The 21,463-nt window shown below is 44.5% G+C and carries 19 protein-coding genes; 13 read left to right on the top strand and 6 right to left on the bottom strand.

From position 1 onward, the window contains the following. Window positions 1-128: 128 nt before the first annotated feature. From ABTV53_RS06035 to ABTV53_RS06050, 4 genes are all read right to left on the bottom strand, one after another. The gene (locus ABTV53_RS06035) at window positions 129-746 is read right to left on the bottom strand and encodes a hypothetical protein (RefSeq protein ID WP_433751626.1); all 618 of its coding nucleotides are present in this window, start codon (window positions 744-746) and stop codon (window positions 129-131) included. A 173-nt stretch (window positions 747-919) separates the two neighbouring features. Continuing rightward, window positions 920-2,347 carry a VanZ family protein gene (locus ABTV53_RS06040; protein WP_433751628.1) on the bottom strand — a complete coding sequence of 476 codons (1,428 nt, stop codon included), beginning with the start codon at window positions 2,345-2,347 and terminating at the stop codon, window positions 920-922. 260 nt (window positions 2,348-2,607) lie between these two features. Further along, window positions 2,608-3,078, bottom strand: a complete 471-nt coding sequence (gene tnpA / locus ABTV53_RS06045; RefSeq protein ID WP_433751629.1) for an IS200/IS605 family transposase — start codon at window positions 3,076-3,078, stop codon at window positions 2,608-2,610. Window positions 3,079-3,255: 177 nt separating this feature from the next. Continuing rightward, window positions 3,256-6,378 (bottom strand): glycoside hydrolase family 2 TIM barrel-domain containing protein, encoded by a 3,123-nt coding sequence (locus tag ABTV53_RS06050; protein ID WP_433751631.1) that lies wholly within the window; start codon window positions 6,376-6,378, stop codon window positions 3,256-3,258. 126 nt (window positions 6,379-6,504) lie between these two features. On the opposite strand from ABTV53_RS06050, the gene ABTV53_RS06055 reads away from it, so the two are divergent. The 8 genes from ABTV53_RS06055 to ABTV53_RS06090 all read left to right on the top strand — a co-directional run bounded on the left by ABTV53_RS06055 (window position 6,505) and on the right by ABTV53_RS06090 (window position 12,150). Then, complete coding sequence (locus ABTV53_RS06055; protein WP_433751632.1) at window positions 6,505-7,338, top strand: AraC family ligand binding domain-containing protein; 834 nt, start codon at window positions 6,505-6,507, stop codon at window positions 7,336-7,338. A gap of 240 nt (window positions 7,339-7,578) precedes the next feature. Continuing rightward, on the top strand, window positions 7,579-8,514 hold the full coding sequence (locus tag ABTV53_RS06060; RefSeq protein WP_433751633.1) for a helix-turn-helix domain-containing protein: 936 nt from the start codon (window positions 7,579-7,581) through the stop codon (window positions 8,512-8,514). A 27-nt stretch (window positions 8,515-8,541) separates the two neighbouring features. Next, entirely contained in the window at window positions 8,542-9,030 is a 489-nt protein-coding gene (locus ABTV53_RS06065) for a DinB family protein (RefSeq protein WP_076216923.1), read from the top strand. A gap of 185 nt (window positions 9,031-9,215) precedes the next feature. After that, entirely contained in the window at window positions 9,216-9,503 is a 288-nt protein-coding gene (locus ABTV53_RS06070) for a hypothetical protein (protein ID WP_310338432.1), read from the top strand. 505 nt (window positions 9,504-10,008) lie between these two features. After that, on the top strand, window positions 10,009-10,212 hold the full coding sequence (locus tag ABTV53_RS06075; RefSeq protein WP_221819147.1) for a hypothetical protein: 204 nt from the start codon (window positions 10,009-10,011) through the stop codon (window positions 10,210-10,212). A gap of 27 nt (window positions 10,213-10,239) precedes the next feature. Next, a complete protein-coding gene (locus tag ABTV53_RS06080) occupies window positions 10,240-10,572 on the top strand; it encodes a hypothetical protein (protein ID WP_433751635.1) in 333 nt (110 codons plus the stop codon). Beyond that, on the top strand, window positions 10,553-10,963 hold the full coding sequence (locus ABTV53_RS06085; protein ID WP_433751636.1) for a hypothetical protein: 411 nt from the start codon (window positions 10,553-10,555) through the stop codon (window positions 10,961-10,963). Before ABTV53_RS06080 ends, ABTV53_RS06085 begins: the two co-directional genes overlap by 20 nt. A 668-nt stretch (window positions 10,964-11,631) precedes the next feature. Continuing rightward, window positions 11,632-12,150, top strand: a complete 519-nt coding sequence (locus tag ABTV53_RS06090) for a GNAT family N-acetyltransferase (RefSeq protein WP_433751638.1) — start codon at window positions 11,632-11,634, stop codon at window positions 12,148-12,150. Window positions 12,151-12,185: 35 nt separating this feature from the next. Here ABTV53_RS06090 and ABTV53_RS06095 read toward each other — a convergent pair whose 3' ends face one another. Beyond that, window positions 12,186-13,430, bottom strand: coding sequence for a hypothetical protein (locus ABTV53_RS06095; protein WP_433751640.1), 1,245 nt, complete (start codon window positions 13,428-13,430; stop codon window positions 12,186-12,188). After that, window positions 13,430-13,792, bottom strand: coding sequence for a hypothetical protein (locus tag ABTV53_RS06100; RefSeq protein WP_433751641.1), 363 nt, complete (start codon window positions 13,790-13,792; stop codon window positions 13,430-13,432). Before ABTV53_RS06100 ends, ABTV53_RS06095 begins: the two co-directional genes overlap by 1 nt. A gap of 437 nt (window positions 13,793-14,229) precedes the next feature. Here ABTV53_RS06100 and rhaD point away from each other — a divergent pair, with 437 nt between their 5' ends. From rhaD to ABTV53_RS06125, 5 genes are all read left to right on the top strand, one after another. Then, complete coding sequence (gene rhaD, locus ABTV53_RS06105) at window positions 14,230-15,075, top strand: rhamnulose-1-phosphate aldolase (RefSeq protein WP_433751643.1); 846 nt, start codon at window positions 14,230-14,232, stop codon at window positions 15,073-15,075. Between the two features lie 325 nt (window positions 15,076-15,400). Continuing rightward, window positions 15,401-17,218: an APC family permease gene (locus ABTV53_RS06110; RefSeq protein ID WP_433751644.1), complete on the top strand. Its 1,818-nt coding sequence runs from the start codon at window positions 15,401-15,403 to the stop codon at window positions 17,216-17,218. A gap of 342 nt (window positions 17,219-17,560) precedes the next feature. After that, complete coding sequence (locus ABTV53_RS06115) at window positions 17,561-18,523, top strand: carbohydrate ABC transporter permease (RefSeq protein ID WP_091033725.1); 963 nt, start codon at window positions 17,561-17,563, stop codon at window positions 18,521-18,523. Beyond that, window positions 18,520-19,341, top strand: a complete 822-nt coding sequence (locus ABTV53_RS06120; protein WP_433751645.1) for a carbohydrate ABC transporter permease — start codon at window positions 18,520-18,522, stop codon at window positions 19,339-19,341. Before ABTV53_RS06115 ends, ABTV53_RS06120 begins: the two co-directional genes overlap by 4 nt. Before the next feature lie 388 nt (window positions 19,342-19,729). Then, window positions 19,730-21,088 carry an ABC transporter substrate-binding protein gene (locus tag ABTV53_RS06125; protein ID WP_433751647.1) on the top strand — a complete coding sequence of 453 codons (1,359 nt, stop codon included), beginning with the start codon at window positions 19,730-19,732 and terminating at the stop codon, window positions 21,086-21,088. Window positions 21,089-21,463: the final 375 nt, after the last annotated feature.

Here is a 21,463-nt window from a genome sequence, read left to right on the forward strand (position 1 = left end):
ACTTTTGAGTAACTCTCGCATGGTGGAGGTGTTCATCATGGTTGAGTGGCCATTACTGAATCATTTCTATAGTACATATCACACGTTAGGCCGTTCCTTCATGGAGCGGCCTTTTGCACAATCGCATCTTACTTCGCAACAGTTATTTCAAAAATCGAGTGATTATAATCCTGAATGCTGAAGCGATATTCTAATCCATTTCTAACCGTCGCCTCATCAAAATTAAGCTGATTCACATCCCGATCTAATAGACCGATATCCTGAATGACATCTTGCGCATCGTTATACGTATACTCACTATGGGTTGTGAGAATGAGTGTGGCGATCGCGGTCAACAGAATTCCACCTGTGGGCTGGCTTGAATCACCAGTTGCGTATAAGCTGATTTTCTGAATGCTACGATCTGCATTAAGTGCACCAACCAAACGCAATTCATCATTAAAGATATACTCGAAAGCACCGCTACCTTCGGAAGACTCTTTCATATCCAAGCGGGTAATACTCAAACCATTCAGTCGGTATTTGCCCACGGCACCATTAAACTTGTTTTGGAATTCATCGGTAGTCATATGAAGACCAGAAAGCTCGATCTGAGATGAAGGGGGCTGATCTTTTTCAGGCTGAGTTGACTTGGAGGATAAAGACAGCATGCCATACAACCCAATTGAAGCAATCGCAAAACAGGTCGTCGTTAGAAAAATGTATTTGAACGGCAATCTATTTCCTTTGCGAATAGATAAGATCATAATAACAAGGGATCCCAAGAAAGCAATGAAACCAAGAATGAAAAGAGCGGTAAACAGATATTGCAAATTCTCACCTCGTAATCAAAATAATTTCATCGTTCTAGCACCCTACTTATTATAATGTTCTCATGAAAAACTTCAAACTCATACATCAAGGCACGTAGAAGCTGAAATCAATTCATTACTGCTGGGATCAAAGCATCCCAATTCTCTCCATTGATCTCTCCTTCGAATCGATAAACTGGCTGATAATAACCTTTTGAATCATAAGTGTAAGTCAGTTCATACTTGTTCACATGTAGTTTGTCCCCTTTTTTCAAGTTGTTATAGATCGAAAAGTTTCCCTTGGGAATCTCTTTGTATGCCTCAGCCGGACTGATAATATCAACGACTCGCACATAAATATTTTTATTCAGAGAGTAAAATAAATTCTGAGGAATCATAGGTTCTGCTGATGGGACAATCATAACTATTCCGGTATCATAATTGCGGTCACCCTTGGCGATATCTGTAACTGTTTTTTCGATATCCCATCGAACCGTGTCTCCATTTTGCGTGCTGAATATCGCATTCTTAGGCAATATGTCATTCTGAATCAACCAACTGCCATACTCTTGTCCTTGTTTGATTAAATCTTCCGGCTCTACAGGGGAGCTTGCTTCGATATTAGATGACAGCCACCATGTGCCGCTACTGACGTCATAATTAAAGGTATATTCTCTTCCCGTATTGTCAAGAAAACTCCAAATTCGGTTGTATCCATCAATAGATATGCTACCTTTCTGATGTAATTCAAAATAATCCTTCATTAAAGAGGAAACTCGTTTGGCATATTCCAGGTTGTGAATTTCACTACTGCGATAAAGAGACACTTTCTCGGCCTCATCCGGTAACCTTGTGTTAAGCGTTACTTCGACTTGATTCATATTTTGAGAAATAGCTGGACGTATGGAGAGATTGCCAAGTTCTTTGTTGTGATAAATGATAAAAGCACTAGAAATAAGCATCGTAAAAGCTAGTGGTATGCAGAGTGCCTTCAATAGTGATCTTAAGGTGATCTTTCTTTGCTCAACACTGTCGAGGATCGCTCTCATCAACAAATATCCTGCCATACTACCTAGTGTATTATGTAGAATATCATCAAGTTCAAATATTCCCCTGCCGGTGATCATTTGAAAAATTTCGATACCCAACGTTACCAACAGCGATATGAGTAGCACGGACTTAACGTGACGCGTTTTCATTCCGATATGCGGAAGTATGAAACCGAGTGGCGCGAACATCAACATGTTAAAAATGATGAGCTGGAATTCGCTCAACGACCATTGATTCCATGCGTTTATATAGCCACTGAATAGCTCTAAATTGATCCAACCCTCATAATTAGCCCCTCTGCTAAATGTGGTTAAAGTCATAACAATAACAAACCAACCCAAGATCAAAAATGACGATATAAATTGCCTGCGAGTTACGCTTCTTTTACCCCCTCTTTTCCTATACGCAATATATATTGAATAAGTAATACCGATTACAACAACTCCAGCGGCCAATGCAATAGCTAAGATAGGCAATATTCTGCCTATAACTTGTATTAAATCCATTTGTAACCCCTCCATTTATTTTATGTTCATTGTCAGCATCTTGTTTGTTTAAAGTATAATCAATGTTGGTTGTAACTCCTATGTATCTATCTTTCACGAATCTTTCAAAAATGTAAGATTGTATGAATAGTCATAACCACCGGCTTAGCCGGTGGCTTCCATCAGCCCTATAAGGGCATGGTACTAGCTTGCGCCTAAGAAGGCGCACTGAAAGTCTGCCAACCGCGAGCGGTTCCGGGCTTGCCCCTAAAAGGGGCTTTTTATTTGCCTTTTTTCACAGACTCACCCGTAAACGGGTCCAATAGTTCTTTCATGGTCAGCTGTTCGTAGTTCTTATCCTCCACTAGCTGATTCCGAATGTATTCGGCGATCACTTTCTTGTTTCTTCCTACCGTGTCCACGTAATATCCTCTGCACCAAAACTGTCGATTGCCATATCGATATTTCAGATTGGCAAACTTATCGAAAATCATCAGAGAGCTTTTCCCCTTTAGATATCCCATAAATTCCGACACACTCAGTTTTGGCGGAATGCTCACCAGCATGTGGATGTGATCCACACAAGCTTCCGCTTCCAATATTTCTACACCTTTTCTCTCGCATAACTCTCGAATAATCTTCCCAATCTCCCTTTTGAGCTTCCCATAGATCACTTGTCTTCGATATTTAGGCGCAAATACAATATGATATTTGCAGTTCCATTTCGTATGTGCTAGACTGCTTTTGTCCATCTTTCTCCCTCCTTGATTTCATCCGTGCGGTTGGCAGACCGGCACTCATTTTATCATGAAGGTCAAAAGATGGACTACTTATAGCTATAAGCTTTCCGGAACCCCCAGTCGAACTGGGGGTTTTCTTATACAAAAAAAAAGCACTGCCGGCATACTGCCAGCAGTGCTTGCTTGATGTTATACAGGTCTTACCGTAAAAGTGAAGTGATACGCTCGGTTGGCCGGCAAGGTGTATTCAGCATGGGTACGTGCGCCCCAACTGTCATCTCCACCGACACCCATTTGTTTGTAATTGATGCGTGCCACAGTCTGTGTGCTCTGAGGCAATTTATACACATGGTCATTGGCTTCCAGTTCCTCAGGTGTCCACGGCAACGCATTAATTTCATAGGGGATGTTGGCTTCAATATGCAGACCACTCTGACCATCCGCTGACGTGATATCAGCAAAGCGTACATCCGTTTTGTTACCACACTCTTGTGGTTTCAGGTATGGAACGAATTGATCTTGAACCGCACCTGTGTAATAGCCGAGACGTGCACTCGTCAGACGGTCTGCGTAGTTGTCGTGCGGCCCTCTGCCGTACCAAGAGATTGTATCCAGGCTGTTACTCAGTTGCATCAGCATACCGAACTCGGGTAGATCAGGTAAGCCCTCCCCTGGAACAAGGGTTTGGCTGATTTCCAATACGCCATCCGGATCAATACGGTACGAGATGCACAACGTACATCCCGGATGTTGATCCCACGTATAATCGCTCGTCACGAGAATGCCTTGCTCGTCTGTATGGTGCTTGAAGCGAATTAATCTGTTGGTAGTGTGAGCATCTCTCCAGAAGGCAGAACGCTCATTCAGGCGGTTCCCCATATCATTGTCTGTCATGGCTCTCCAGAAATTCGGCCGGACAGGTGCGGTCAATTGCTCATGATTTTTGATCTGATAGGACGTTAACACGCCAGTAGCTGGATTGAAGCTCAAGGTTACTATATCCGTTGCCACCCTAAGTTCATCTTGCAGATTTTGAACATGTACCGCATTGCCTTGCCCTTGGAGTACCGGTTGTATTGGACGCAATCGTGGAGATACCACGAACTGGTCCCAGGCAATCTCATGACCTGTTCCTGCCCATTTGGTTGCAATTTTGGTAACCAGAGATACAGTCAGTACTGCTTCCTTGAACAACAGATCGGATGATGGTGTGTAAGGGATGCGGACTTCAGCCGATTCACCTGGAGATACCGCGATGTCCAACGAACCGTTTTCTACGGATACGCCATCGTGCGTTACTGTCCATACGAGCGAATAGTCGCTGAGATCCGTGAAGAGGAACTGGTTTCGGATACGCAGCAGGCCGTCTTTGACGTTAATGGCTTCCATACGAACGTTTTGATAACATTTCTTCACTTCTTCGAGCTTCGGCGTAACCGTCTTATCGGCCAGAATGAGCCCGTTTCCGCAGAAATTGCCATCATGAGGGGATTCACCGAAATCTCCGCCATAAGCGAAATATTCCACACCGTCTGCCGTCTTGGTACGAATGGACTGATCGACCCAGTCCCAGATGAATGCACCCTGCAACACATCATATTTATCGAACAATTCCCAATACAGATGCAGACCGCCGCAAGAGTTACCCATGGCATGGCTGTACTCGCAGATAATATAAGGTTTCTTCGGTCCTTGCATGCGAGCATAATTCTCTACATTTTCAGGGCTGATATACATCGTCGATTCAATGTCGCTTGCCGAATCGGAAGGGCGATAATGGAAAGTCCCTTCATAATGAACGAGACGGGTGGGATCGACTTGTTTCAGATAATCGTACATGGCGATGAAGTTATCGCCGCCGAAGGATTCATTACCCAGAGACCAGATAATCACGGACGGATGGTTTTTGTCCCGCTGGAACATCGAGTTACAGCGATCTATGACGTTGTTACGCCATTCCGGCTTACTCGCTGGGATGTTGTTTTCGTTCATTTCCTTTTGACCATAGTACCACGTGCCGTGAGTCTCCAGATTCGTTTCGTCAATGACATAGAGGCCATATTCATCACACAGTTCGTACCAGAGTGACTGATTCGGATAATGGGATGTGCGCACAGCGTTAACGTTATAGGACTTCATCAACTCGATGTCACGGATCATGTCTTCCCGACCAATGGCTCGACCCTTATCCGGGGAAAATTCATGACGATTCACGCCTTTGAACACAATGCGTTTGCCATTGATTTGCATCAGGCCGTCCTTCAGTTCAAACTTGCGGAATCCGATGCGGCTGCGAACAGCCTCCAGTGTTTCGCCCGATTCATTCTGAATGGACAGCACAAGTGTATACAGATGAGGGGACTCGGCGCTCCATAGAAGTGGCTTTATAACCTCTGCTGACAAATTAAATGAAAGTTCATCCCCGCCCTGGAAAGTAACCGCCGCAGTAAGTGGCTGCTTCAATACAGTCTGCTGCTGTGCATCATAGAGCTGCGCCTGAACGGACAATTCGGCAGGGGTCTGCGCGGCATTATGATTAAATAACTTCACATCCAGCTGTAACTCCGCATCCTGATATGCGTCATCCAGTTCAGTACAAACAAAGAAATCGGCGATCTGAACCGGTGAAGGTGAATGCAAATATACACCACGGAAGATTCCACTTAACCGCCAGAAATCCTGATTCTCCAGCCAGCTCGCATCACACCAGCGATATACTTCCACAGCCAGTTTGTTCTCACCTTCCGTTAGATACGAAGTGATATCGAATTCTGCGGGCGTGAAAGTGTCCTCGCTATAACCGACCAGTTCACCGTTCACCCATACATAAAAGGCGGATTCAACGCCCTCAAAGTGCAGCAGGACAGGCCGGTCTTTCCAGTCAGCAGGAACCGTAAACGTACGGATGTAAGAACCCACCGGATTATAACTCGTTGGTGCAAATGGCGGCTTCAGTTCAGGCTCGCGCTCAACCCATGGATACGTCATATTCGTATATTGAGGATAATCGTACCCTTGCAGCTGCCAGTTGGAAGGAACGGCGATTTCGTCCCAGTCACTGGCATCATAGTTGTTCTCATAAAAGGATGCAATCCGTTCCTCCGGTGTCTCCGCAAAGGCAAATTTCCACTGACCATTCAGTGATGCGTACCATGGCGATGCGCTGGATTCATTGGATAACGCTTCTTCTACAGATGGAAACGCTACCATAGACGCATGTGCGGGTAGGCGGCCTACTTGAAAGGTCTCGGGATTATTGTTCCATTCCGGGTATCCATTAGCCGGAGGGGTGTATACCAGTTTCTTTCGCATAACAGCAACTCCTTCTGAAATGTTATAATATTGTCATTATAGAATTGAATGATAACTTAGAGAATAAAGAATATTGCCCATATGTATCACAATATGAAACTAACGATGGAGAAAGGGATGTACTGGATGGATACCCGTATTTTTTTTGGTAAAACAGAAGAAGCTGCTCGCCTGCCGATCTATATGACCACGGTTGGTTACTGGGAACACCAATATGAAACCGAGCGTCCAGAGGGATTTCCGGATTATCAGATTCACCAGATTATTCATGGTCAGGGGAGATTGATTATACAAGATGACGAGTATATCGTCGGACCGGGTGACGTTTTCTTCCTGTATCCTGATGTCCCGCATCGATATATGCCCATCAGTGACCGCTGGGAGCTGGCTTGGGTATCGTTTCAGGGGAGAGAAGCCAGCCAGTTATTGTCTTATGCGGGGATAACCGGTTCACGCGTGTGCAGACTCAGAACAGCCACGCTGCTACGTGGCCTGGAGCGGCTTCTGGTTAGAGGAGAGAATGGGGATACGACGGATTACGCAGATTACGATGTGGAATGCTCCAAACAATTATATGCCCTGCTACTGGATCTGAAGCCTCTGCTCATCGCATCCGCCAATTATAATGATGAACTGGAGCGTTTGAAGCCTGTGCTGCGTTATATCGCAGAGCATCTGGATCAGTCACTTTCGCTGAAAGAACTAGCCGATGTGGCTGTGGTCTCTCCCCAATATTTGTGCAGGCTTTTTCAGAAGGCGCTGCATACCAGACCTGTATTTTACGTGAACCAGGAACGAATCAATCGGAGCAAACAGCTTATGTTCAGTGAGAGAGAACTCCGCATATATGAAGTTGCTGATCGGGTGGGTTACGAGAACGCCAGTTATTTCTGTGCGATGTTCAAAAGGCATACAGGCATGAGTCCCGAACGTTTTCGCAAACTGCACGGGCTGAATTGAATGTCTGAATACTGTTATTCATATTGAATTTTGATCTGTTATTCATCCCAATTTCAGTTTCTATTAAGGTTACGAAGGTAAGATAAGTCTTGTAAACCCCTTCTCGTGTTAAATAGATGTGTGACTGGCCCTATCGGATTGTCCTCCGGTAGGGCACTTTTTTTCTTCATTTGTTCGGTTGATGGTATGATAGATGAATACATAATATGTAACCAACTCTAGTGATCGGAGGATTGCATAGTGGATCACAGCTTGCACCCGTTGTTTAAGCCGATTCAGATAAATGGAACGTATTCTAACAGTTATTATGTTGAGAAAATACCTGCCTCCGATTTGATGGCTTATGTGGCCTGTTATTGGGAATCGGGATCTCTTCCGAACTCACAGGCGGATGTTGCTAGGGGAGAGAGTCCAGATCAGTCGGTGATATCTGTACCTGCCCGGGTATTGCCGGATGGTTGCACGGATATGCTGATTACATACGATCCCGTTAGTTCAGAGCACTCCTACGCTTACTGTGGCAATTATACACAACCGTTCACTGTACCTGAGCAATCTGATGATGATGCTCCTGCTGGAGACTACACCTTTGGTGTCCGGTTCTTCCCGGGTGGAGCGCATGTCTTCCATGGCATGCCTCTGGAGTGGTTTACGGATCAGCGAATTACACTTCAGGAATGTTGGCCGGAGAAGCTGAACGAGCTTCAGGAACGGATGGCCGAGACGAATCATTTTGCAGAGCGAGTAGAGGTTATGAATGCGTACTTGAGTCCGTTGACCGTGCAGGCAAGCACATGGGAGAACAATTTGATGAAAAACGTGCTGCACCGCATCTTTATGGATGGGGGACGTATGAGTGTCCAAGAGCTGGCGATACGTGAAGTGATTAGTGAACGGCAGCTGCATCGCAAGTTCTCGGAATGGGTCGGAATCAGTCCCAAACGATTCAGTGAGGTGGTTCGTTTTCATCGTGTGCTGAGTGATATTCATCAGGGGAACACGGCAGACTGGGCAATGCTTGCCCAGAATCATGGTTTTTTTGACCAAGCCCATCTGATTCGGCAATTTCGCAAGTTTTATGGAGAGACTCCGTTGACAGCATCCAGGGAGCATGGCCGAATGTTGTCCGATTTGTACAATAGATCTTTAGAACCTTCAGTTATACTCAAAGTGTGAGAATAAAAGATAAGGGAGACATCATATATGAATGGAACATTGCAGATTCGGGATCACTTGTTAAATGAGTTGGAAACAGGCGTACGGACGGGGGCTTCGTTAATTCGCTTGATCCGTTCGGAGGATTGGTCTTATCGTCCACAGGAGAATATGCGTTCATTGGTGGAGCTAGTGCATCATTTTATCCAGATTACCGCATCCGATCTTGCCATTATGCAGGAAAAAGGTGAAGCTGAGGTTGGGCTGGTGGAGAATAGCTTGTCCGGAATTCAGGATATCGAGAAGCTGGAAGCAACGTTGTGGAGCAATTTCGAATCCTACAAAGCATATATCACGGGATTGAGCGAGGATGACTTTTTGAATCGTTCAACAAAAGCTTTTTATATGGAACATGGTCACTTGCAGGTACAATGGCAGATTGAAACGGTAACGCATGTATTCCATCATCGTTCCCAACTGTACAACTATCTTAAGCAGCAGGGACATGAGTTAAACTTTTTCATGCTGTATGCGTAACTATAGTTGTAATGTAAAGTAATCTTAGTTGGCTCCATCGGACATTCCGGTGGGGCTTTTTGCGTACAGTCGTCTATTAATCTATGAAGTCTATCAAAATTGGACACTATGACAAGGGTATTCACCGTTGCTTTAATAGATTTCAAGCATAGAATACCGTATCAAAGCAAAAGGAGGTGATTTCAATGGCCATCCTTTTACCACAACAGTTTTATAATTTGGCAGCAGGCGTGGGCAAATCCTACTATGAGAATTTGGCTGGGGGCACCAATGCCAGCATCACGGTTAACAACTTTGGTCCGTTTGCAGTCGATTTGGTTGTTACTCGCGTGAATGCACCTGTCATCACGTATTTAATTCCTGCCGGCAACAGCCTTACACTGTCTGTAAACTTGCTGCTCGTAGCTGCCTTATTGACAAGTGCAGCTGGTGCTTCAACAGGTACGATTCAAGTGGCAACATCTGATTTCTAATTGTTGTTGCGGGTCTAATTGACCTCTGTCGGCCATCTTGTCGACGGGGGTTTTTCTTTTTTGTGGATAGACATAGGTTTAAAGGAGTATTTTGAGATAATAGAAGTTAATAAAATACTTGCCGCTTCCTATTATGGTGAGGCAGTAGATGAAAACGTTAAATTCGTTGGAACAACGATAGCGTACGTAGAAGGGTAAATCCTTTCTGAAGAGGAAGTAGAAGTAACAACTACTAATAATCACATAAATGCGAACCTATAAATTACTATAACTAACAGAACAAAGCGAGTCTTTCATAAGAAAAAATTAAAATTATAAAAGAAATAACCCGCCATAGGTTGCCGTATGGAGTGGAGACCTGGCTTCACAAAATCTATTATTTTTACAATCGATATTATAGAGTAATAGATAAAAGAGAGAAATTATTCCAAATATGTGTTATATTATATTTTGGGTGGGAAATACAATATTTTGAATTTCTATGAACAAGAGGTGGAAAACAACTATGAAAAATAGAAACATAACAGGTATTGTAGTGGCCATAATTTATTGTGTTGTTCTTTATGTTTTTTTAACTGATGCCCCCCCTGGTGAAGCTCCAAATAATCCGTTTTGGATTTATTTATTGATTCCAATTGGAGCTATTGTAATTACGTCTCTTTTTGATTATGTGATCAAGTTCGATTTCTTCAGGAAAAAGAAGAAATAGAAGTAAAGAATGAATGGAGGATAATAAATGATAGGATCAAAAATTTCTAAAACATTTTTTGCGGGAGTTCTGCTCTCTACATCTATCTCACTACCAGCCTTTGCTCAGGATCAGGTAGATTTACCATCTTCTTTGCCAGTGTCACAAGTGGATAAAAGCCTCTTAGATTTAGTTGAAAGCACAACCAGTAATTCTGTAACTTTTACAGATGGTTCTACATTAGTTCAATATGACAATTACTATATTGCGACCGATTCAAATGGAGAAGATGAGTTAAAAATTACAAAAGTCGATGATAGCAAAGTAAAGTATGAAAACCTGCAAACCGGCGAAGTGAATTATGCAAATCAAAAAAGTTAGACCCGTTTATGAAGATCTCAGTTACGCTCCACAGGCATTAGCAGATGATTATGAATATAAAGGCAAAGTAGAAAATTCAACTGAGATAATATATGCCACAGCCTCTGCAGTAGCAGGTATACTTGCTTCCTTTATAGGCGGACCTGTAAGTGGAAAAATAGCTGGAATACTTGTAAGCATTGGCGGTTATTATCTTTCTAAAGATGCACCAAGAGCCTATTGGATAACAAAAACATACACTAAAGGTGTTATTAATGGTGCCACTGGGACTTTATTCATTAGGAGAGACCATCACTATTATAGATATCATGATTATACTGGATTTATTAATACTGTTTCGACAATTCAGACTTGCCAACCTTATGGTTGTGGTACAGTCAATGAATTGTGATCTGTTAGTAATTGTAGATTGACGTTAGTTCCAACCTAGAACCCCCTTATTAAAAGAAGAGGTTCTACTTTTGGTAGGAATCATGAAAATAGGATACTTGTGATGAAAATAAAACAACGCTTCATTACCAATAAAGTTTTATATTCTGAAAGATGTCTAAGAAACAAGAAATGTTACATCTAAAGAGAGGAGACTGCATCTGGGCAGCTCCTTTTTTTATTCAGCAAGTAATAGAAGAGGTGAAGTTAAGAAAAGATGTAAATAGAAAGTAAGAAATGAATATTGATAAAATTGTTACTCAACTTCCCCAGCTTATATCACCAAAAAAAACCTTGATATAGCTGGGTAAACCAGAAATCCCTTCTGTAGTTGACAAAAAACAGCCCATTTACACACCTTTCTTTTTTTATGGTTGATCCACATTTCCATGATACCAAACAAGAGAGGTGTTTTTTTTGTCACTAGAAACAGTACTGTTTAAATCTTCTTACGCCCACAAGGGGTTGACTCATTATTTTAAGTGCGAAAGTCGAGTGAATAATAAGTGCGTATTACCTTTAAACTTTAACAGCGCCTTTATACAGATTTGTTTACTTTGGCGTTCATTCGATTAATTTAGGGTATAGGCGCACGCAGGCTTGTGTTGGCATACAGGAGGTTAGTCGATAATGAACAGAACCATTTTATTTGAAACCGAACGGCTGGAATGTGCAACTTGGAACGAAGGGGATCGTGCACTGGCGTTTGCGCTGTGGGGCGATCATGAAGTTGCCAAGTGGATTAGCAGCAAGGGATTTCTAGGCGAGGATGAGGTAGAAGCGCGATTAACACAGGAAATTCAAAGGCAGAAGGAAGAAGGGGTGCAATATTGGCCCTTTTTTGAGAAGGAGTCGGGGGTATTTGTTGGTTGCTGTGGCCTGCGTCCATATTCTCCAAAAGAGGAGATCTATGAACTGGGATTTCATCTAACCCGGGATCACTGGGGCAAAGGGTATGCGCAGGAAGCAGCGCGGGCGGTGATCGGTTATGCCTTTGACGAAATGAACGTGAAGGCACTGTTTGCCGGGCATCATCCGGATCATGAAGTGTCACGTCATATCTTGATCAAGCTGGGATTTGAGTATACAGGTGATGAACGGTATGAACCAACAGGAAAGATGCATCCATCGTATGTGCTGCGAAAATAAGAAACCCCCGACCAGTGAAGGACAGGGATTGCGTGTTAGGCGATGCTGAATAATACGGTTTTGGTTCCGACAAGTGCAGATCCGCTGTTCACAAAATAATAGTTGGAGGCGGCATCCAGCGTTAAAGGTCCTGTCCAGGTGATCGTCCCAAATTGACTGCTGAATATGCCTGTTGGCGGGACATCACTCAAGGCCAGTGTAACCGTCACATTGCCATTAATTGTGGAATTAGTAATGTGAGAGTATCCTCTAACGTTAATGGTACTGTCTGACACACTGTCTACCATACGTTGAATATTCAAACCGGTATGGACCATTGTGTTGATGCGACTGTGATACAAGTACGTGTTCAGATTGCCCATGTGACCCGATTGTACGATATTACCCACGACTCTGGCATTGAGCAGTTGAAACTCAATGGTTGTGAACGGGTCAACCGCAGCAACGTTCTGAAAAGTGATATTACCGCTTATAATGGCCCCGTCAGTATAGTTGGTGTGTGTGCTGACGGACGTGCCGTCATTAAACGTTCCTATGACCGTAACAGGACGAGCATCAAATGCAGGTCCTTGAACCAGATAGACATCTTCTGCAGCTTGGCTCGTTTGGATCGTGACGTTGCGAGGGATGGAAGAAGCAAAGTTGGCCAGATCAGAGTTGCCCAGTTGCCATGGCCCGAGGCCGAGAAGCTGCACATGTCTTGCGGGTGGGATAACAATATCTTCATCAAATGAAGAATTACCAGCGATTAGAATAATCAAACGGGCTCTCATGCCAAAAGTAACTGCAAGAGGGCTGTTCGTGGCTGCGTCGATAGCAGCCTGAAGGGAATTAAATGGATCAAAGGGTGATCCGGTGCCTGGTCCTGGAGCGCTGGAATCCGCCCAATAGATTGTCTGTCCCCATTCGAAGTCGGGAGTGCCACCTTCAGTTCCGAGTAACTCAGAAGTTACCAATCGATGGGCAGCAACCAATTGTCCAGTGTTATTTTTTCCCCACATGGAGATTTCCGTTAAACTTTCAGCCAAGCCGCCAGTGGTGAAAATAAACTCGAAGCCATTCAGGTTGGCATAGTAGTTCCTGGTGGCAACTGCATTGGGGCCAACTGTTATAGATTCCAATACATACAACGTACGTGTTCCGTCCAGAACATATCCTTCAATAAGAACATTTGAGGAGTTAACTGGATCGGCATTATCAATTTTGATCGTTACTGTCTGGGTGGATCTTGGTCCAGCCAATACAGTGTTGTCAATGGGACCAGATGAGATTATAGCCACTATAATTCCCCCTTCGGAGATAATTCCTTCAAAACAATACGATGTGCTGTCGATAGTTGCCCAGTGTTGTTCTTGCCCCACACTGAAATTTCGGTAAACGCAGCTGCACCTCCACCCGTGGTAAATACATATTCGTATCCATCCAGGTTGGCATAATAGGTTTGGGAGAAGACTTGTCCGGGGGTCAGATTGACCGATTGTTGAACATATAGTGTCCGCGTTCCATTTAGAGAATAACCTTCAATGAGTATATTGGACGTATTGATGGAATCAGTATTGACCATTTTGATGGTGACTTGTTGTGTAGGCCTGCTGCCACCGGAGAGGTTATTCTCGATTGGGCCGGTAGAAAGGACTGCCATAGGTTCATCTCCTTTTTTATGAATGTCTTTTCCTGAGAAAAGCTAGAATAGCATATGCTAGAGTAAACAAAATAGTTTGGACTGAGAGACATATGTACAGAAAGACAAGGGGGCACTGAATCTGCTATCCCACGGGGATATATGTTTTCATGCTTTTTTTATTTCGCTTTCAGCTTCTATTAAGGTAGCGGAGGTATGATAACTCTTGTAAACCCCTTCTCGTGTTAAATAGATGTGTGACTGACCCTGCCGGGCGCCGGTAGGGTATTTTTTTGTTTTATTTTCAAATAAACAAAACTAATCAAAAATAAATAAAATAATATTTCTGTGTTTTTTATTGACTATCAAAGATAAACAAAGGTATAATGAATGTGAAAAAAGGAACTTACTATGTGCGTGGCAAGCTATATTATTTTCAATATAAGGAGAGATTGATCATGAACGTGACCCTTACGAATGACACACCACAGGCTGCAGGTTTCCATATCCCATTTGTCCGTGAGATGGCGGAGATTACACAACATATGTGGAAAAATGGCTGGGATGAGCGTAATGGTGGTAATGTCAGTTATCTGCTGGAAGAAGAGGAAGTAGCCCAATATATCGATATCCATCATGTGATTCGCAAGATCAAACCGGCATTTTCGGTGCAAGAGTTGGCAGGCAAGTATTTTATCGTGACCGCATCAGGCAAATATTTCAAAAATGTACTCGCTGATCCGGAGAGTAACCTAGGGTTGCTGCGTGTATCGCAAGATGGACAGGAGTTGGAAGTGCTCTGGGGATTAAAGTCGGGGGCGAACCCAACAAGTGAGTTGCCTACGCATTTCATGAGCCATATTGAACGTTTGAAATTGGATCCCAACCATCGGGTTGTCATGCACAACCACGCCACTCATGTATTGGCGATGACGTTTATCCACGAATTGGATGAGGCAAAATTCACCAAGACCCTCTGGCAGATGTGCACGGAGTGTGTCGTTGTATTCCCGGATGGCATTGGCATTATTCCATGGATGATTCCTGGGTCGAACGAGATTGGCCGCGAAACGGCTGAGAAAATGAAAGAATACCATGCGGTCATCTGGCCGCAACATGGCATATTTGGAACAGGTACAACGATTGACGAAGCTTTTGGTCTGATTGAAACCATCGAGAAGGCAGCCCAGGTGTATATGCTGGTTGCTGGTCACGAGATCCGGCAGAGAATTACGGATGAGCAGCTGACTACACTGGCGCAAGCGTTTGGTGTTACCCCTCGTCCCGGTATTTTGGGCAGTTAAATAGAAGCTGAAGAAAGAAGCTGCACAGGTCTGGACAAGGTCGATGCAGGGAAATTACATTGCTGTATCGTCAACGCATACATCAAGGAAGTGGCCTTGGGTTCATTGAACCCAAGGCCACTTCTTTTTTTTGACGAACAATCGTCGTTTTGGTTCAAAAAAGTTCAAATTGCTGAACAAGAATGGCTTTGTTATCGATTATTGAATCGTAGAATGCATTATCACGCGCTGGCGAATTCCGGGTGAAATGACGTATTGTCAAAGGCTCTGCGATTTTGCATAATAACAATGCTTCACAGATGAGTGACGGAAGGAAGTTATGATCATGCTTGGCAAAATGAAGAGAATCTTAATAGGCAAGCCCATGAAATCGGCTGAACTGGATGGAGAAAAATTGGGGAAATGGAAGGCGCTTGCCATCCTGTCCTCGGATGCCCTATCGTCCGTTGCCTACGGTACGGAACAGATTTTGCTGGTGCTCGTTGCGGCCGGATTCGCCGCCCTATGGTACTCTGTTCCGATTTCCATCGCCGTGCTGGGATTACTCGTCATTTTAATTTTCTCCTATCGCCAGACGATATTTGCTTATCCAACAGGGGGCGGCGCATATATCGTAGCCAAGGATAACCTGGGTACAACATCCAGTCTGATTGCCGGAGGATCTCTGCTGGTCGATTATATTTTGACTGTTGCGGTAAGTTCGTCCGCAGGTACGGATGCAATTACGTCGGCGTTTCCGATGCTGCATGACTACAGTGTTGTGATTGCACTCATTATGATTATTTTTCTAACCATTATGAATTTACGGGGAGTGACGGAGTCAGCGTCTGTCCTGGCGATCCCCATCTATCTGTTTATCTTTTCGATTGCGATTCTGATTATCTCGGGCGGAGTCAAATTTCTTGCCGGGGGGATGGAAGCAGCTGCACCTGAATTCGGAACAAGTTTATCCCATGTGAGTATGTTTCTGTTACTGAAAGCATTCAGCTCCGGCTGTTCGGCCTTGACTGGTGTGGAAGCGGTAAGTAACGCGATCCCGAACTTCAAGCAGCCTGCCGAGAAAAATGCCGCAGGTACATTACTGCTCATGGGTTGTATATTGGGAGCCATGTTCATCGGCATCACCTTACTGGCTTATGGGTACGGAGTGAAGCCTGATCCCAAAGCAACGGTCATTTCCCAGATTGCTGAAGCGACGTTTGGCAGGGGCACAATGTATTTTATCATCCAGGGTGTAACGGCGCTGATCCTGTTCCTGGCAGCCAACACAGCATATTCCGCTTTTCCGCTACTATCCTTCATGATGGCAAAGGATAAATACATGCCGCATGCATTTATGGTCAGAGGAGACCGCCTTGGTTTCTCAAACGGAATCATTTTTCTCAGTGTGATGTCCGCGTTACTGGTGGTCGGGTTCAAAGGGAATACGGAAAGCCTGATTCCGCTCTATGCGGTAGGGGTGTTCATTCCATTTACCCTGTCACAGCTTGGCATGATGATTCGCTGGATCAAAGTCAAGCCGTCTGGCTGGCAGATGAAGTTGCTGGTCAATACAGTCGGTATGCTGACTACATTATCGATTACCCTGATCTTTATTTTCACCAAGTTCACACAGACATGGGTCATCTTCATCTTTTTGCCGCTCGTTGTTTATGTGTTCATGCGTATTCACCGTCACTATTGCAACATTGCTGATGAGCTGCGCATTGATATCCAGGTTGATAAGCCAGCCCAAAAAGGCAATACCATTGTCATTCCAGTTGCGGGCATTACGCGGGTCGTCATGAATACGATCAGTTACGCCCAGACGATGTCGGATCACGTGGTCGCACTGTACATTGGATTTGATGATGAGGCCATACGCAAGATGGAGCAGAAGTGGGAGGAGTGGAATCCAGGCGTTCGTCTGGTCGTGATCAAATCGAGGTACCGCAGCATTATGGGGCCGCTCAAGAAATTCATTGATACCGTAGAGTGGAAAACGGCCGAGACAGATCACATCACCATATTGATTCCGCAATTCATCACCAAGCATTGGTGGCAAAATGTACTGCACAACCAGACCAGCTTCATGATCCGGGCTTATCTGATCAATTACAAAGACGTGATTGTCACCACAGTACCTTATCATCTGAATCGTTAACTCTAACGGTTAATAACTTCACCTCGTTTAGAAGATTTACAGATTATTGTAAAATGAGTCTCGTTCTTTAATAGGCAAACGTTCATATTCCATTTACACATCGAACCGCAGGATATCTCCAAAAAGGGGAGTTCTTGCGGTTTTTTGTTGTGAAATCCGTTGTGGATATCGCTTTCGAATGGATGCACATTTGAGTAAACTCTCTTGTCCATGATTAACGTTACGTTGATTCAGAATGAATTTTGCTGTGACATTCGACTCTTACACTAGATAACGTGGTGCTGAAGTTGATGTAACATTTCACACACACTGAATGCGTGAAACAAGGGGGAAGAAAATCCGATGAGTGAGCTTGATAACCGGATCAGCTTGCCCGCCGCCAAACGGCGTGTATCCGGTACGAGTGAACGCCGGACAGCTTCGCTGCGTGTGCAGCGAATGCGGGAGAATATGCTGGCCTATGGTTTCCTGGCACCATCGCTGCTTTTGTTTGCAGTGTTTCTGTTTTACCCGATGTTTAAATCCGTGTATCTCAGTTTGCATTCCACAGATCCGACGGGGCAGATTGCGGCTTATGTGGGGCTGGACAATTTCAAGGCGGTGTTCCAATCGGGATTGTTTATGCAAGGCATGAAAGTGACCTTACTATTTGTCCTGTTTACAGTGCCTACGGGCATGCTGGCTGCTCTGATTCTGGCTGCTCTGACCCACAACCGGTTCAAGGGAATGCGTGTGTTCCAATTTGTATTCTCTTTGCCCGTGGTGTTATCCGTCGGTTCGTCGGCGGTCATCTGGAAGTTTCTATTCCATCCGACTCTGGGCATGCTGAATTATCTGCTTGGCAAAGTAGGTATTGATCCAATTCCTTGGCTTACCAGCCCGGATTGGGCATTGATCTCAATCTCCATCATGACGATCTGGATGAACCTGGGATTCAACTACATTATTCTATCCAGTGGTTTGGCAGGCATCCCGGATGAGATCTACGAGAGTGCCAAGATTGACGGCGCAGGACCATTGCTGACGTTTCGCAAAATCTCGATGCCGCTACTGTCACCAACATTATTCTTTGTTACAGTTGTATCGATCATTGGTGCTTTTCAATCGTTCGGTCAGATCAACATTCTAACCCGGGGTGGCCCGATGGACAGTACGAATGTATTCGTTTATTCCATCTATCAGGAAGCCTTCGTTAATTTCCGCTTTGGTACAGGTAGTGCACAGGCACTGATCCTGTTCGTGGTGATTATGTTGCTGACCCTGATCCAGTTCAAATGGGTAGAAAGGAAAGTGCATTACCAATGAGTGCGACATGGACCAAAACGCTGTTGTATGGATTACTGACGATCTGTGCAGCAATTGTACTGTATCCCGTGATGTACACCTTTTTCATGGCCGTGATGACGCCGGAAGATGCGAGCGCTTATCCGCCGCATATCATTCCGAGTTCCATCGATCTGTCCAATTTTAGCGAAGTATTCGAGATTGTTCCGATCGGTCGTTTTATCGGCAATACCTTTTTTGTCGCAGGAATAACAACGCTAGGTCAATTGATTACAGCGAGTATGGCAGCCTATGCTTTTGCGAAAATGCAGTTCAAAGGCAAAAACGTCATTTTCAGCATGTTTGTCGCAACGATGATGATTCCATGGGAAGTAACGATGATCCCGAATTACCTCACGGTTCGCAGCTGGGGCTGGCTGGATAGTTACCAGGGGCTTACGGTGCCGTTTCTGGCAACGGCGTTTGGTACATTCTTGCTTAGACAGTTCTTCATGCAACTGCCCAAGGAATTGTTCGAGGCGGCGAGGATCGACGGTTGTGGTCATATTCGCTATTTCATATCGCACGTCTTGCCTTTGTCCCGTCCGGCACTGGGTACACTGGCAATCTATTCATTCTTAAGCATGTACAATTCGTATCTCTGGCCGCTGCTGGTGACAAACACACCGGAAATGAGAACCGCACAGATCGGAATCTCGATGCTGGAGTTTCAGGAATCCACCGCGTGGAATCTGGTATTTGCCGGAACAGCAATGGTTATTCTCCCATCCTTACTGTTATTGATTTTCGGGTTGAAACAGCTTGTCCGCGGAATGGCCGCTGGCGCGTTGAAGGGGTAAAAAGGGGGGGATTTAACAAGTATTCAAGTGAATGGAATATCTGAAGGTTTTGATCTTAAGTTTTTAAACTAAAGGTTCTGTATTAAAGATTTTGATGTAAACCTTGTATCTTCGTACGAGGTCACGGTTTTGGATACCAGGAGCGAATAAAATGAGGCTCGCTTTTTCAATAAGTTTCTAGAAGAGCTGCAAAAGTAGTGAAGGAGAAGAATCGATTCTGAAGAAGCGAAGCGTTCGCCTTTATCACCGGATTTTCCCCTTTGAGAGGGGAATGAAAAAAATCCGGGGATAACAGCGATCAAAAGAACGATTCATATCCGGAACGGCCATCTTGCAGCACCTATGCACTTATTGTTACGCGAGCCATATAAAAGGAGAGCGATTTCGTTTGAAAAAAAGAGGAACATTTGCATTAATGTTGGCTGCACTCATGTTGGTCATCTCCGCTTGCGGAACAAAAGCTGAAACAAGCAGCCCGGCAAGTGGGGCTCAAGCAGAAGCTGCTGCAGCTGAAACAACACATTTGACGTGGTGGCACTCCATGTCTGGCGCTGGGGAGAAAGCCATTAACCAACTCGCTTCCGACTTTAACGCTAGCCATCCCGACATTCAGGTTAAGCCCATCTATCAAGGGAAGTACGATGAAAGTCTGAACAAACTCAAAGCATCCATGGGCTCAGACAGCGGTCCTGACATTATCCAGGTCTACGAGATCGGTAGCAAGTTCATGATTGATTCAGGCATGATTACGCCAGTACAGCAGTTCATCGACAAGGATCAGTTCGACCTGTCCCAACTGGAACCGAACATCATCCGATACTACACGATCGATGGCAAATTGAACGCCATGCCGTTTAACACATCGAACCCGATCCTGTACTACAACAAGGATATGTTCAAAGCAGCAGGTCTGGACCCGGAGAACCCGCCGAAGACATATGAAGAGTTTGAGCAAGCGGCAAAAGCACTGGCGAAAGACGGTAAGCCAGGAGCATCCATGGCGATCTACGGCTGGTTTATGGAACAATTCTTTGCGAACCAGAATGCAGATTATGTAAACAATGGAAACGGAAGAACTGAAACCGCTACAGAGTCTCTGCTGAACTCCGAAGCTGGCGTGAAGACATTAACATGGTGGAAAAAGATGATTGACGAGAAAACCCTCTCCAATCTGGGACGCAGCACAGACGATACAACAGCAGCATTTACCGCTCAGCAAATCGGTATGACCCTTGATTCTACGGCTGGTCTGCGTAAAATCGTAGAAGGTTCAGGTGGCAAGTTTGAACTGGGAACAGGCTTCCTGCCTCGTCCAGCGGATGCCAAAGAAGGCGGCGTTGTGGTGGGTGGAGCGAGCTTGTACATCATGAACAACAAATCAGAGGCACAACAGCAAGCGGCGTGGGAGTTCATCAAGTACTTGGCTACACCAGAGGTACAAGCGAACTGGAGTGTTGCGACAGGATACTTCCCTATTACGACAGCAGCCTACAATGAGCAAGTATTAAAGGATAATATGGCGAAGTACCCGCAATTCCAGACAGCCGTCGACCAATTGCACGCTTCAGCAGATTCGACAGCAACATCCGGGGCTTTGATGGGCGTATTCCCGGAAGCTCGACAACTTGTCGAAGGCGCGATTGAAACCGTCCTGAATGGACAAGGTACACCACAGGAAGCATTGGATGCAGCAGCCAAACAAATTACAGACAAGATTGCGCAATATAATAGCACGGTGAAGAAGTAACAGTAGATAATATCACATTACAACCAGATGCGGCGATCATTCCTGATCGTCGTGTCTTTATGATTTTATGAATTTTACCCTGTGAGACTTAAGTTGGATTTTTCATGATGTATGGAGTCGTATGTGTCATCACAAAATGTCGAAAGAAGATATGCTTTACACTTTGTATGTTAGTTTAAATGACGCAAATTAGTTTTTTATGCACAGGCATGGTAGATATAAGGTTCAAAAAGTCACAATTAGTACCCGTTATTAGTCCTATATGAAAGAGAATGATATGATTTTGTTTATTTTTGTAATGTGCATGTTCTATTTTCTTTCATAACGAAGAAATATTGTTTACACAGGTCGCTTATTCAGTTATCTTATATTTGA

It is taken from the genome of Paenibacillus amylolyticus (genome assembly GCF_050990605.1).
In the GTDB taxonomy this organism is placed as follows: Bacteria; Bacillota; Bacilli; order Paenibacillales; family Paenibacillaceae; genus Paenibacillus; species Paenibacillus amylolyticus_H.

Bases quoted from the DNA above. Each gene is read 5' to 3' on its own strand.
- ABTV53_RS06035 (WP_433751626.1), bottom strand. From the start codon at position 746: ATGATCTTATCTATTCGCAAAGGAAATAGATTGCCGTTCAAATACATT.
- ABTV53_RS06040 (WP_433751628.1), bottom strand. From the start codon at position 2,347: ATGGATTTAATACAAGTTATAGGCAGAATATTGCCTATCTTAGCTATT.
- tnpA (WP_433751629.1), bottom strand. From the start codon at position 3,078: ATGGACAAAAGCAGTCTAGCACATACGAAATGGAACTGCAAATATCAT.
- ABTV53_RS06050 (WP_433751631.1), bottom strand. From the start codon at position 6,378: ATGCGAAAGAAACTGGTATACACCCCTCCGGCTAATGGATACCCGGAA.
- ABTV53_RS06055 (WP_433751632.1), top strand. From the start codon at position 6,505: ATGGATACCCGTATTTTTTTTGGTAAAACAGAAGAAGCTGCTCGCCTG.
- ABTV53_RS06065 (WP_076216923.1), top strand. From the start codon at position 8,542: ATGAATGGAACATTGCAGATTCGGGATCACTTGTTAAATGAGTTGGAA.
- ABTV53_RS06070 (WP_310338432.1), top strand. From the start codon at position 9,216: ATGGCCATCCTTTTACCACAACAGTTTTATAATTTGGCAGCAGGCGTG.
- ABTV53_RS06075 (WP_221819147.1), top strand. From the start codon at position 10,009: ATGAAAAATAGAAACATAACAGGTATTGTAGTGGCCATAATTTATTGT.
- ABTV53_RS06080 (WP_433751635.1), top strand. From the start codon at position 10,240: ATGATAGGATCAAAAATTTCTAAAACATTTTTTGCGGGAGTTCTGCTC.
- ABTV53_RS06085 (WP_433751636.1), top strand. From the start codon at position 10,553: ATGCAAATCAAAAAAGTTAGACCCGTTTATGAAGATCTCAGTTACGCT.
- ABTV53_RS06090 (WP_433751638.1), top strand. From the start codon at position 11,632: ATGAACAGAACCATTTTATTTGAAACCGAACGGCTGGAATGTGCAACT.
- ABTV53_RS06100 (WP_433751641.1), bottom strand. From the start codon at position 13,792: ATGGCAGTCCTTTCTACCGGCCCAATCGAGAATAACCTCTCCGGTGGC.
- rhaD (WP_433751643.1), top strand. From the start codon at position 14,230: ATGAACGTGACCCTTACGAATGACACACCACAGGCTGCAGGTTTCCAT.
- ABTV53_RS06110 (WP_433751644.1), top strand. From the start codon at position 15,401: ATGCTTGGCAAAATGAAGAGAATCTTAATAGGCAAGCCCATGAAATCG.
- ABTV53_RS06115 (WP_091033725.1), top strand. From the start codon at position 17,561: ATGAGTGAGCTTGATAACCGGATCAGCTTGCCCGCCGCCAAACGGCGT.
- ABTV53_RS06120 (WP_433751645.1), top strand. From the start codon at position 18,520: ATGAGTGCGACATGGACCAAAACGCTGTTGTATGGATTACTGACGATC.